This window comes from Micromonospora sp. B11E3, from assembly GCF_039871625.1.
Classification (GTDB): domain Bacteria; phylum Actinomycetota; class Actinomycetes; order Mycobacteriales; family Micromonosporaceae; genus Micromonospora.
This window is the reverse complement of the sequence record NZ_JBDPMC010000018.1, coordinates 90,622-104,052: the sequence shown is the minus strand read 5'-3', so window position 1 is coordinate 104,052 and position 13,431 is coordinate 90,622. Positions and strand designations below refer to the sequence as shown.

Here is a 13,431-nt window from a genome sequence, read left to right as displayed (position 1 = left end):
TAAGTCACTGGAGAGCCGGACGATCGGGAAACCATCAAATCCGGTTCGGCGGGAGGCCGCGCGGAAAAGGACCAGCCCAACGGCTGGCACCTCGCCGCGCGGCCCACCCATCCGGATGGCTGGTGCGTAACCGGCGCCTGGCCCGCGACTACGAGCGGCTCACCGCCAACTCCGAGGCCATGATCAAGGTAGCGATGATTCGACTCATGACGATACGTCTTGCCGGTCAAACGATCCGCTGGGCCAACGCCACCGAGCGCGAAGCCGCCCAACGCATCAACGTTGAGCGACTTCTCGCCACGTAGTCACCTGGTTACCCGACGGTCTCTTACATAGCCGCGTGAATTCGTCGCCGAGGAACCGTCCTGGTCGACCGGGCTGCCCGGGTCCGTACCTCACCAATGTGGACAGATTGCACCCAACGTGGGAATCCCCTTCGGATCGGCCCTTCTACCGGTGGCCGCGTGGCACTACCGTTGCACGAAGAGTCACCGTACGGGGACGGAGGAGCGCGGCGTGCGCGAGTTGATCGAGGTCCGACTTCCTTCCGGCAACACGATGTGGGTCACTGTGGACTCCGACGAGGAGTCGCGCGACGTGGGGCTCCGCGAGCGGTTCGCCGACCTTCCCGGGCTGGCCGAGGTCGTCGACTGGGTGAGTTCCAATGTGGTCGCGGGGCTGCGGCACGCCAAGCCGGACCGGTTGACCGTGGAGTTCGGCGTCGAGATGGCGGTCGGCGAGCGGGGCCTGGTCGCCGCGCTCGGCGGGGTCGGGGGCAAGACCGCCGTGAAGGTGACGATGAACTGGGGCCCGGGGGACGACGAGCCGGGCGCGGAGCCGCCGGCCGAAGAACCCAGGTGACGGCATGGCCGCGCCGGACGGCATCGACCAGTTGACCGCGCTGCTGAAGGACTGCCTGGTGCGGGTCTCCGGGCGTGGTGAGGGCAGCGGCTTCTTCGTCGGCCCCGGGCTGGTGGCCACCTGCGCCCACGTGGCCGGCGCGGCCGGCGACCGGGTCACGGTCGGGTGGCGCGACGCCGACCTGCCGGGCACCGTCCGCTGGGCCTCCGCGCTCGACGGGCGCGGCATCGCGCCGTACCCGGACCTGGCGGTGGTCGAGGTGGCCGCGCCGGCCGGCGGCCATCCCGCGGTGTGGCTGGACGATCACCCGCCCACCATGTCGGCACGGCTCGTCATCGTCGGGCACGCCCGGTTGTACGGCCCGCAGGTCGGCCGGACATCGGGGTGGTTCGCCCACGGCGGCGGCTACGAGGACATGATCCGGCTGACCGGGGACGAGATAGAGCCGGGAATGTCCGGCGCGCCGGTCCTCAACGCCGAGACCGGTGGGGTGTGCGCCGTCACCAAGGCGACGCGGCGATCGGGGCAGCCCTCGGGCGGCGTCGCCGTTCCGGTCCGGGCCCTCCGTGGGATCATGGACCCGGCCCCGTACCGGCGGCTGCGCCGGGAGCACGACGCCTACCACCGACGCAACCGGCGCTGGACCGGCCTGGCCGACGACCTGCCGGGCGCGACGGGACCGGTCAGCCGCCGGGCCGAGCGGGAGCTGCGCGCGATACTCGCCGGTCTGCCTGCGGCAGGCCACGAACAGCACCTGGCGACCTACCGGGCGGTGGCCGGCGAGCTGGCGGTGCCGCCCCGGCACCCGCTGCACGACCACGGCGACGTGGTCAGCGAGCTGGCCGGGCTGCTACCGGCCGAGGACGGCTTCCCGCACGTGTTGGCGTACGCGATCGACATGTCCTTCGCCGCCGCCGAGCAGTCCGTCGCCGAGTCGTTGCGGGTGTGGGCACGGATGTCTCCCCAGACTCCCCGGGACCGCGACGAGGCGGCGACCCGGCTGGCCGACGGGCCCGCCCCCGCGGAGTCGGCGGCGACCTCCCGGACGCCGTCGGTGCTGGTGTACGTGCGGCCGGCCGGCCAGAACCGGCGGCGGTACCGCTGCGAGCTGTGGCGCCACGCCGACAGCGGCGACATCACGCCGATCGCCACGGACGACCCCGACCGGTCGCTGGAGGAGCTGCGGCGGCACCTGCGGGCCCGACTGCCGGACCTGGCCCGCGGCGGGCCCGACGACGCCTCGCGTCCCCTGATCGAGCTGGTGCTTCCGTACGATCTCCTCGACGAGGACGTCGACCAGTGGCTGGAGGCGCCCGACCGCAATCCGTGGTCGGTCATCGGGCAGACCAACCCGGTGGTGGTCCGCGAGCTGGAGCGCTTCGACGAGGACGACGACCGTCTCGGCGGCTGGCGGCAGCGCTGGAAGGCGCTCGAAGGCCAGGACATCGGGGTGGCGTTGACGTCGGTCTCCTGTCTGGAACGGCGGGAGCACCGGGCGCTGCACGCCTGGTTCCAGCTCGAACCCTCGCTGGGCGCGCTCGTGCTGCCGTGCTCGCCGCAGGAGGTTCCCGCGCGGGCGGCGCTCGAGGTCGGGCTCTACTGCGGCATCCCGGTCGTGCTGTGGCGCCGGCGCGGGTGCGCCGGGCAGCCCGGACTCTCGCACCGGGACTGTCCGGCCAGCCGGCTGGCGGAGGCGGTCACCCTCGAGTTGAGCAAGGCCGGCCGGGACGACGTCCCGGAGCGGATCATGCGGCTGCGCAACCGGGCCGGCGCCGACGGGCATCCCGAGTGCGGACACGACGTCGTGCTGCTGTGGGACGACCCGGGTCGCCGGCTTCCGCGGCCACGGATGGCGACACCGACAGGGGAGCGGCGTGGGTGAGTTCCTGGTCTATCGAGGCACCGGCGTCGCGGACCGCGACGACGACCGCATCCTGCGCCGGGCGGAGCCCCCGCCGTGGCGGGTGTTCGACGGGGAGCCGCTGACACCGCTGGACCGCGACGCGCCGGTGGGTCGCCGGCTGCCGTACCGGCGCAGGGCAGTGCCCTACCAGGCCGACGAGAACACGGTCAGGCTGGTCAACGTGGCGCTCCACCTGCGCCGCCCGCTGCTGGTGACCGGCCATCCCGGCACCGGCAAGTCCACCCTGGCCTACGCCGTGGCGCACGAGTTGCGGCTCGGCCCGGTGCTGCGTTGGTCGATCACCAGCCGCTCCACGCTGACCTCGGGCCTCTACCACTACGACGCGGTCGGTCGCATCGAGGAGGCCAACGCCCGCGCGGCCGGCCAGCCTGCCCTCGGTGCCGCCGCGGAGGCCGCGGAGCCGGACGCCGTGCCCCGCGGCGACGGCTCGAGCCGGTGGGGGCCGGTCGACATCGGCAGGTTCATCCGGCTGGGGCCGCTCGGCACCGCCTTCGCCCCGTACGCGCTGCCCCGCGTGCTGCTCATCGACGAGATCGACAAGAGCGACATCGACCTGCCCAACGAGCTGCTCGACGTGTTCGAGGAGGGCGAGTACGGCATCCCGGAGCTGCAACGGATCGCGGACCTCGTCCCGCGGGTGCGGGTGCGCCCGGCCGACAACGGCGAGCCGGTGACCGTGAACGACGGGCGGGTCCGCTGTCGCGAGTTCCCGTTCATCGTCCTGACCAGCAACGGCGAGCGGGAGTTTCCGCCCGCGTTCCTGCGTCGGTGCGTCCAGTTGGACCTGGCGCAGCCGGACGAGCGGCGGATCGAGGCGATCGTCCGGGCGCACCTGGGTGACGAGGCGGTCGCCGAGGCGGCTGATCTCATCGACGACTTCCTGGCCCGCCGTGAGCAGGGGCAGCTGGCCACGGACCAGCTGCTCAACGCGGTGTACCTGCTCCACCGGGCCAGCGGTGACGCCAGGCCCGACCGGGACGAACTGGTCAACGTGGTGCTGCGAGAGCTGAGCGGGTCGGGGTGACGGCCCGGATCGACCGCCTGCTCGCCGTTCTCGACGCCGCCGGCGTCCGGCTGACCCCTGCCGAGCTCGCCGAGGCCGTCTGGCTCGCCCTGCGGGTGGACGTGGCCGGGCCGTCGCCCGCTCCGGCCGCCGGCCCGCCGTCCGGGGGGCGGGCCGTGGTCTCCGGGCCCGGGCCGGCGCCGCCGTCGCGCGGCGAGCAGGTGGACCTGCGGCTGCCGGTGCGGCCGGGGAGGGATCCGGGGCCGGCCGCTGCCGCCCCGGAGGCGGGGCCGCCGGGTGACCCGGGCGGGCCGGCGGCGCCGGGCCGCGGGAACGCTCCCGCACCCCACCCGGACGGCGGGGGTGGCGACGGCCGGCTCGACCTGGAGGCGGTGCCGGGGTGGCCGCTGCTGGTGCGCACCGCCGGCGCCCTGCCGAACAGCGGACAGGTCCTGCGCGCGCTGCGCCCCCTGAAGCGGCGCGTCCGCTCCGGCCACCGCGCCACGATCGACGAGGAGGCCACCGCGTGCCAGATCGCCGAGCGTCGGTTGTGGACGCCGGTCTGGCGGCCGGCGACCGACCGGTGGTTGCACCTCACGCTCGTGCTGGACCGCAGCTCCGTCGGCGGGGTCTGGGACCGGCTGGGGCACGAGGTCCGTACGCTGCTGGAGCGGCTCGGGGCGTTCCGGACGATCCGGGTGGTGTACCTGGGCCTGCGCCCCGACGGGACGATGGGCCTCACCGCGCGCGCCCGGCTCGGCGGGCCGAACCCGCCGGTCGCGCCGCGCTCGCCGCTGGGCCTGACCGACCGGACCGGTGATCATCTCGTCCTGGTGCTCAGCGACTGCGTCAGCGGCCCGTGGCACGACGGCGAGATGGCCCGGGTGCTCGGAAAATGGGCCCGCCGCGCACCTGTCGCGATCCTCCAGCCCCTGCCGGAGCGGCTGTGGTCCCGTACCGGTCTCGATCCGGTGCCCGGCCGGCTGTCCGCCCCGCGCGCCGGCGCGCCGAGCGCGGAGTCCCCGTTCACCTCGGCCTGGCGGCGGCGTGGCCTGCCGGAGCGCACCGGGCCGGTACCGGTTCTGGAGATCGATCCGCGGTGGCTACGCCCCTGGGCGAACCTGGTCGCCGGCCGGGCGGTCGGTGGCATCGACGCGATCGTGACGCCCGCCGGCGTGCGCGACGTCGACGACGTGGGTCGTCCGGCGGCCGGCCGGGGGCCGGGTGGGACGCGGCAGCCGCCGGTCGAGCCGACTCCCGAGCGGCGGGTACGGGAGTTCCGGGCCGCCGCGTCGGCACCGGCGTACCGGCTCGCCCGGTACCTGTCGGCGGCGGTGCCGCTCAACCTCGCGGTGATCCGCGTCGTGCAGGCCGTGATGGTGCCCTCGGCCCGCCCGTCCCACTTGGCCGAGGTGCTGTACGGCGGGCTGCTCGTGCCGGTGTCGCTCGGCGGTGGGGCGGCTGACGAGCAGCACTTCGAGTTCCGCCGGGGCGTGCGCCAGGCGCTGCTGGGCACGCTGGACCGGGCGGAGGCGGGCCGGGTCCTCGCCGAGGTGTCCAGTTACGTGGAGCGGCACCTGGAACGAGCCGGGGCGTCGTTCACGGCGGTGGTGTCCGCCCCGGTGGGCAGCCTGACGGTGCCGGCGTTGCGTCAACCGTTCGCGCAGATCCGCGCCGAGGTGCTGCGCAGGCTGGCCGGGCGCGCGGCACCTGGCGATCCGGGGCCGGCGGGCGGTCCGGGGCCGGCGGGCGGTCCGGGGCCGTCGGCGACTGCTCCGGGCGGCGGGCCGCGGCTGGGCTCGGCCGCCGCAGCAGCCGGCCACCTCACGATCCTGCAGGTGAGCGGGTCGAGGCTGACCGGGGAGGGCGACCCGGCGACGGGCGACCCGGGTGACCCGGACGGCGCCGGATCCGCCTCGGGACCGTCCGGCCCGGAGCTGCTCGACGACCTCGCGGCCGCGTGTCACCGCGAGGGGAGGGCACCCGACCTCGTGATCGTCACCGGGGGTGCGGCCCGTCGGGCCACCCCGGCGGAGTACCAGGCGGCCTATCGTCTGCTGGAGAACCTGCGGACGCGGCTGGGCCTGCCCACCGGGCGCGTGATCGTCGTCCCCGGCCTGTCCGACGTCAACGAGGGGCGGTGCCTGGCCCACTTTCTGAGCCGGGCGGCGGACGGTGCGGAGCCGGTCCCGCCGTACTGGCCGAAGTGGGAACCGTTCGCGGAGCTGACCGCCAGGCTGCCCGGCGCGACGGCGTTCCAGCCGCACCAGCCGTGGCAGCTGCTGCCGGTTCCCGCCGCGCGCACGGTGGTCGCCGCGCTGAACTCCACCATGTCGGTGAGTCACCTACCGGGGGAACGGTTCGGCCGGCTGGGCCACGCCCAGCTGGAGTGGTTCGCCGACCGGCTGCGCGACTACGAACGGCGCGGCTGGCTGCGCGTCGGTGTGCTGCACCACGACCCGACCGACGGCGCGGACGACACGGGGCTGCGCGACGCGGACGCCTTCGCCCGACTGCTGGCCGCCCAGCTGGACGTGGTGCTGCACGACCACCCGGGCGGCGTACGTGAGATCGGCCTGACCGGGGTGCCGGCGGTCGGCCTCCACGGCGCGGACGGCTTGCTGCCGCCGGACGCGACGCACCGGACGGGTACGCCCGGCGGGTACCGGTACCAGCTCGTCGACCTCCGGCCGGGGACGCTGCGGGTGCTGCCACAGAGCCACGCCCGGCGGGGCGCGGCGGCCGGGCGGGACGTCTCGCACGCGTACGGCGACCACTGGTGGCCGCCGGAGGTGGGCGACAGGGACGCCGGCGCGGCGGGCGCGGCCGGCGTGGACGACCTCGTCGACGGATCGCGGACCGACCTGGTGGCCCGGGTGGCGCGGGCGTACCGGGCCCGTACGCCGGGTGCCGTCCTCGCGGAGCACCGGTGGCCGGGTGCGCCGCCGGGTGCGCCGCGGGCCGGTTACCTGGTGGTCTCGCCGGCCGGTGATCACCTGTCCGCCCCGTACCTGATCGGTGTGTTCGACGCTGAGCCGCGCGCGGAGACCGTGCAGCGGTTCCTGGACGACGTGGTCCGGCCGGACGGTCCGGGCCGTGACGCCACGCTGGTCTGCCGGTCGGTGCCGGCCCACTCCGGCCTCCGGGAACGGGCCCTCGGCCAGGGTGTTCGGCTGGTGAGCTTCGCCGACTTCGAGCTCGGTGACGACGTGCTCTGGTACGCCGAGGGGCAGGCGGCGTCGCTGGCCGACGACCTGGCGTTCCCGGCCGCCCGTTACGTCCCGCAGCCATACGTCCTGTTCGACCCCGACAGCGGGGCGTCCCGCGCCGGCGACGCGGGGCCGGCCGAGCCGGCGCCCGAGCTGCTGGGCCGTCTCCGCCGCTGGCTGGCCGCCCCGGAGGGGCAGATGATCGCGGTGGTGGGCGCCTCGGGGACCGGCAAGACGTTCCTGTTGCGGGAGTTGGCGCGCCGGCTGCACGCCGACCGCGACCCGGTCGTGCCGATCCTGGTGGATCTGCGGAGCCTGGACTGGCGCGTCGGCCTGGACGAGCTGGTGGCGATCCACCTGTCCCGGGGCGGCCTGCGCCGGGTGGACCTGGACCGGAGCCGGTACCTGCTGCGCGAGGGGCGCGTCGCGCTGTTGTGCGACGGGCTCGACGAGCTCGCCGCCCGCACCACCCACGACCGGCTGCGTGACTGGGTGGCCGGGTGGGAGGCCGGCGCGCGGATCCGGCCCGGCCGCGGGAAGGTCGTCCTGGTGAGCCGGGACGCCGACCTGCTCGCCGACGCGCTCGGCCCGTACTCCGTCGGGGGTCCGACCGGCCCGGCGGTGCGCTGGGTGCGGCTCGTGGGCCTGGACCGGGAGCAGATACTCGAGTTCCTGGCCCGGCGGCTCGGCGGCCCGGAGCGGGCGCGGGCCCGGCTGGAGTTGCTCGGGCGGGTCGGCGGCCTGCTGCGGATGGCCCGCAACCCGCGGATGCTCGCCTTCATCGCCGACATCGACGAGCAGCGGCTGCGCGCGGCCGCGTCGGGTGACGGCCGGGTGACCGTGGCGGACCTCTACCGGCGGCTGATCAGCGAGTGGCTCGACGGGGAACGGCGGCGTGGCGGCGCCGACGACGTCCTCGGCCTGACGCCCCTGGCCGACCTGGAGCGCGCGGTGACATACCTGGCCCGGCGGCTGTGGGAATCGGGCGAGGCGGCGCTCGGCGCGGACGCGCTGGGTGCGGCGGCCGACGTGCTGACCCGGCTCACCACCGCCCGGGGCGGTGGGGCGTCCGGCCGCAGCGAGACGGCACGGCTGCTGGGCGCCGGCACCCTGCTGGTCCGCGATCCGGCCTACCGCTTCCACTTCGTCGACCGCTCGGTCCTGGAGTGGCTGGTCGCCCGGGAGGTCGCCGACCAACTGGATCCGGACCACCCGGCCGGCCGGGTGCGCGGGCTGCTGCGCCGGGAGATGTCCCCGCTGCTGGTGGAGTTCCTGTGCGACCTCGCCGGGCACGACACCGCCCGCCGGTGGGCGCGGGCGGCGGGCGCCGACCCGGCCGCACCCGTGGAGGTGCGGGTCGCGGCCCGTCGGGTGCTCGACCACCTCGACCGGTCCGGCGCGGGCCAGGGGAGCCCGGACCAGGGAGGGGCCGGCGGCTCACCAGAGCCGCCCGCCGGACGGGACCGGCCTTAGCGCCGGCACGTACGGGTCGAGTTCGCCGGGCTCGAACCGGCACATGCCGATGGCGTACCAGTACTCGCCGTGCGGCTGTCCCGCCAGGACGTACCGCTGGTCGTCGAGCAGGACGGCCGAGCCGCCGGCGACCAGCGGTACGAGCACCGCCCGCGGCCCTCGGCGCGTGGTGTCCCAGAACCGGACGGCGCGGTCCCCGCCGGCGCTGGCGAGGTGCCGGCCGTCCGGGGTGTAGGCCAGCGAGCAGATCCACCCGGCGTGGCCGGTGAGCGTGTGGGTGAGCCGGCCGGTGGCGGTGGCCCAGATCCGGATGGTGCCGTCGGCACCGGCGCTGGCCAGGTGGCGCCCGTCGGGCGAGAAGGCGATGGCGGTCACCGGACCCTGGTGCCCGGCGAGGGCCCGCGGCGGCTGGCCGGCGTCGATGCCCCGGATCCTGATCGCTCCGTCCTCGTCCGCGCTGGCCAGGTGGCGCCCGTCGGGGGAGAAGGCGACCGCCCGGACGGTGTTGGCGTGCCCCGGCACGGACTGCCGCCGCCCGGTGGCGAGGTGCCAGACCCGGATGCCGTCGGTGCCGGCGCTGGCCAGGTGGTGCCCGTCCGGCGAGAACGCGATGGTGGTGACCCCGCCGTACTGACCGGCGAGGGCACGGACCCCGCCGTGGCCGGTGACGTCCCACATCCGGATCGTGCCGTCGGTGCCGGCGCTGGCCAGGTGGCGCCCGTCGGGGGAGAAGGCGATCGCGCGGACGGCCCCGATGTGCCCGGTCAGGGTCGCCTCGAGCGCCGCCGTGGCGGGGTGCCACACCCGGATGCCGCCGTCGTGGGCGGCGCAGGCGAGGTAGCGGCCGTCCGAGGAGACGGCGAGCGCGGTGACGGCCGTGTCGGGGCCGACCGGTTCGCTGAGCACGCGGGGCTGGTCGCCGACCACGGCGCTCCAGATCCGTACGGCGCCGTCGCCCGATCCGACCGCCATCCAGGGATCGTCCTCCCGAGGGGAGAAACCCAGCGCACAGGAGTCACCGCCGCCGCCCCGGAGGGTGCGGGACGGTCTGCCGTCGGCGGTGTCCCAGACGCGGACGGTCTCGTCGTCGCCGGCGCTGGCCAGCTGCCGGCCGTCCTGGTAGTAGGCCACGGCGTGGACGGTGCCGGTGTGGCCCGTGAGGGTGTGCAGCGCCTGGCCGGTGCCGGTGTCCCAGACCCGGACGGTGCTGTCGTCGCCGGCGCTGGCCAGCCGCCGCCCCTCGGGGGAGAAGGCGAGGGCGCGGATCCAGCCGGTGTGCCCGGTCATGGTGTGGACGATGGCGCTCGTGGCCACGTCCCACACGTGGATGCGCCGGTCGTCGCTGGCGCTGGCGATCCGGTCGCCCGACGGCGCGTACCCGACGGCGTGGATCGTGCCGGTGTGGCCGGTGAGGGTGTGTACGGTGCGGCCGGTGGTGGTGTCCCAGACGCGGACGGTTTCGTCGTCGCCGCCGCTGGCGAGGTGCCGGCCGTGGGGGCTGTAGGCGAGGGCGCGTACCCGGCCGGTGTGGCCGGTGAGGGTGTGTACGGTGCGGCCGGTGGTGGTGTCCCAGACGCGGACGGTCTCGTCGTCGCCGCCGCTGGCCAGGTACCGGCCGTCGGGTGTGCAGGCGATGGCCCGCACCGCGCCGGTGTGCCCGGTGAGCACCCGCAACGGGGTCCCGTTTCCGGCGTCCCACACCCGGATGGCGCCGTCTTCGCCACCTCCGGCCAGCAGCCGCACCCCGAAGGCCACCGCGACGGCGTGCACGACGGCGGACGAGGCGATCTGCGGCTCGGCGGCGGCGTCCCCGGGCAGTGCGGCGCCGAGCGCGTCCACGCCGCGCAGCGCCTCGCCGTCGGCTCCGGTCGCGGCCACCAGAGCGGCCCGGCGCAGCCGTACGCCGGTGAACACCGCGCCGGTCAGGTCCGTGCCGAGCAGTCTCGCCCCGGTGAAGTCGGCCTCGGTGAGGTCGGCGTCACGGAGCGCGGCCCGGTCCAGGCGGGCGCCGGTGAGGTTGGCCTCGGTCAGGTTGGCCCCGGTCAGGTCGGCGCCCACCAGCCGGGCGCCGGTCAGGTCGGCGCCGCTGAGGTCGGCGCCGGCGAGGAACCGGGCGGAGAAGTCCTCCCCGCGCAGGTCGAAGCCGGGCATGTGGAGTGGCGACGAGGTGGCCACCCGGAGGTGGCGGAGGACCTCGACGGCGTTGCGTCCGACCCCGCGCGCGGTCGACTTGTCGGCCAGGGTCTGCTCCGCCCAGTCGCGCATGACGTCGCGGCCGGCCAGGCCGACCAGGAAATCGATCATGAGGGGGGACATGGACCGTCCGACCAGGCCGGGGGCGGCCCCGCCGCCGGCGGTCAGCTGACCGGCGAGGTGCTTGGCGATCAGCCACTCCCGTACCGAGTGGTGGACGAAGGTGAACCGGCGCAGCCCGGACCGGACCAGCAGGGTGCTGGACCCGAGCAGGTGGGCGCTCTCCTGCGGTTCCAGGGCGGCTGTCTCACCGACCGCCGCGGCGGTGAGCTGGGACAGCGTGGCCGCGGCGGCTCCGAGGTCGTCCAGGCTGAGACTGTCGTCGGGTGAGTCCCACAACCGGAGCGCCAGGTGGGTGACGGCCTCCCACAGGTCCGCCTCGTCGGGTGCGAGCGGACCGAGGCGGCCCAGTCGCCGGGTCTCGTAGGCCAACCAGCGGTCGAGTACCTGCTGGTAGAGGTCGGCGGGGGTGATCGGGTTCCCGGCGTCGCTCGCGATCCGCAGGGGCTCCTCACCGAGTTCGGTGATGAACCCGAGCAGCCGCGGGTTGCGGGACAGCCCCAGCAGGTCGTTGACGTGCCGGAGCAGGTCGAGGCGGCGCTGGGCGCTGACCGGGTCGCGCAGCTGGTGGGTGAGGAAGGTGAGGATCTGCTGGTCGTCGAAGTCGGCCAGGCGGACGACCCGGCGGTCGGCGCCGAGTTGCGCCCCCAACGCCGACAGCACGTCGGCGTCGGTGAGGAAGTGCTGGTCACGGCTGGTGACGATGACCTTGGCCCGTTCCTCGGCGGCCTGCACGATCGTCTCCAGGTGGTTGGTCGCGCGGTCGTAGCTGACCCGGGTGGCCAGCTCGTCGAAGCCGTCGAAGAGCAGCGCCACCCTGCCCTCGCGGCGCAGGTACCGGAACGCGTCCAGATCGATCTGCCGTTGGCCGTGCCGGGAGAGCTGGACGGCGACGAGCTCGTCCAGGCTGTACGCCTTCTCGAAGCCCCGCAGGTCGATCAGCACCGGCACGGTCCGGCAACCGTCGCTGCGCATCCGCCGGGCCAGCTCGCGCAGGAGGAAGGTCTTGCCGTGCCCGAACGTGCCCAGCACCACCACCAGCCGCCCGCGCGGCGCGTCGACCCAGTCGCGCAGCCACGCCAGAAGATCCGTGGACGGCGGCGCCTCGGACGGCGCCCGTGGTCCCGGCAGGAACTCCGTGTAGCGCTGCGGGACGTATGCGGCGGACGGGTAGACGGGGTCGCTGTCCAGCACGGCGGCCTGCCGCTCGGCGAAGCGGTCGAGGTCGGACCCGAGCTGGAAGTCGGCGAAGGTGACGAGGGCGACGCCGCGCGCGCGGGCCCAGTCGCGCAGCCGCTGGTCCGTCTCCGCGCCGACGTGCACGAGGCTGGCGGTGCGGCCGGCGCCGCCGATCCGGAACCGGGCCAGCACGGTGCCGAACCACGCGACGTCGTCGCGGGTCGGGACGGCCGCGCACACCCCGACCGGGTGCTGCTCCGCCGGGCCGCGGTCGCCGTGCGCGGGGTCGGGAGAGATCCGCAGGTAGGCGAGCCGGGTCGAGTCCGGCTGGGGCACCAGGGCGACGTCGGCGTCCGGGTGGCGCAGCCGGCACACCTCCGCGACCTGGTCCGCAAGCCGGCGCAGCGCAGCCGGTGGACTCGGCGGGCGGGGGCGGGGCGCCGGCCGGCGCGGGGGAGGGTACGGCAGCGGGACCGGGTCGGTGCCGGCCGGGTGCGGACCGGGTGGCAGCGCGTGCAGCCGTACGTGGTCCGGATGCGCCTCGAGGAGTTGCCAGCCGCCGTTCCCGCCGCCGATCACCGGCGCGCCACCGGGGAGGAGGGCCACGGTGGGCCCGCCGGGCTGGCCGTGCACGACCAGGTCCAGGTGCGGGCCCAGGGCGGTGACGAACCGGTCGGCGTCGGCGAGCCGTCCGCCGCCGTCCGCTCCGTCCGGCCGGTGGTGCAGCACGCCGACCCGCAGCCAGTCGCGCCGGGCCGGTGCGGCGAGCTGGTCGGAGAACCAGTCGATCTGCTCCGCGCCCAGGTAGCCGTACTCGTCCTTCGGCAGGTGGGTCTGGGCCATCGTGGAGTTGAGGCCGGCGACGACGACGCCCAGGTCCGGGTATTCGGTGAGGCCCCAGGGTTGGTCCTTGGGCAGTTCCGTGCCGTGGAACCGGCGCACCATCGTGGCGAAGGGCTGCCACTTCTCCCAGTACGGCGGCGCCGGCTGTTCCTCGTCGGCGGCGCACTGGAGAAAGTAGGCGTGGCATTTGAGGCGGTTGACGTCGCTGCTGCCGGGCACCAGCACGATCCGGCGGGCGTCGAGCCCGAGTGCGTCCCGCAGGGTGCCGAGAAGCTGGTGCGCGATTTCGTATTCCGCGGAGGTCGCCCGTTCGGCGAGATTGCCGGCGATCATCACCAGGTCCGGCGGTCGGGTCACCTCCGAGGAAGCCAGTTGGTCGAGCAGGGCGGTGACCACGTCGTGCGGAGCCCGCCCCCCGGCCTGCGGAGAACGCATCGTGGTCAGGAAGTCCCGGCAGTGCAGGATCATGATCGGCGACGTGGTGTAAACCGGTGTTCTCCCCACTTCCGGGAGCCTTCCCGGGAGGCGCCGGCGAGTGGTGAGACGCGCAGGCCGCGTACGGGAGCGCTCTTCGTCTGCCATGGGCGGTAACGAGCGTACCAATTGTCGATGATCCATAAATGGGC

At 75.1% G+C, this 13,431-nt stretch carries 5 protein-coding genes and 1 pseudogene; 5 read left to right on the top strand and 1 reads right to left on the bottom strand.

All coding sequences use genetic code 11. The features are described 5' to 3' along the window. The 5 genes and pseudogenes from ABGB16_RS12650 to ABGB16_RS12630 form a co-directional block, all read left to right on the top strand. A pseudogene (locus ABGB16_RS12650) lies at nt 1-305 on the top strand (hypothetical protein); the annotation flags it as partial. A 211-nt stretch (nt 306-516) separates the two neighbouring features. After that, nucleotides 517-861 carry a CU044_2847 family protein gene (locus ABGB16_RS12645; protein ID WP_347668204.1) on the top strand — a complete coding sequence of 115 codons (345 nt, stop codon included), beginning with the start codon at nt 517-519 and terminating at the stop codon, nt 859-861. A gap of 4 nt (nt 862-865) precedes the next feature. Further along, a complete protein-coding gene (locus tag ABGB16_RS12640; RefSeq protein ID WP_347668203.1) occupies nt 866-2,743 on the top strand; it encodes a trypsin-like peptidase domain-containing protein in 1,878 nt (625 codons plus the stop codon). Then, on the top strand, nt 2,736-3,809 hold the full coding sequence (locus ABGB16_RS12635; protein WP_347668202.1) for a MoxR family ATPase: 1,074 nt from the start codon (nt 2,736-2,738) through the stop codon (nt 3,807-3,809). Before ABGB16_RS12640 ends, ABGB16_RS12635 begins: the two co-directional genes overlap by 8 nt. Further along, nucleotides 3,806-8,470, top strand: a complete 4,665-nt coding sequence (locus ABGB16_RS12630; RefSeq protein WP_347668201.1) for an SAV_2336 N-terminal domain-related protein — start codon at nt 3,806-3,808, stop codon at nt 8,468-8,470. Before ABGB16_RS12635 ends, ABGB16_RS12630 begins: the two co-directional genes overlap by 4 nt. Here ABGB16_RS12630 and ABGB16_RS12625 read toward each other — a convergent pair. Further along, nucleotides 8,435-13,309: a pentapeptide repeat-containing protein gene (locus ABGB16_RS12625; protein ID WP_347668200.1), complete on the bottom strand. Its 4,875-nt coding sequence runs from the start codon at nt 13,307-13,309 to the stop codon at nt 8,435-8,437. The two genes, ABGB16_RS12630 and ABGB16_RS12625, sit on opposite strands and share 36 nt — an antisense overlap. Nucleotides 13,310-13,431: the final 122 nt, after the last annotated feature.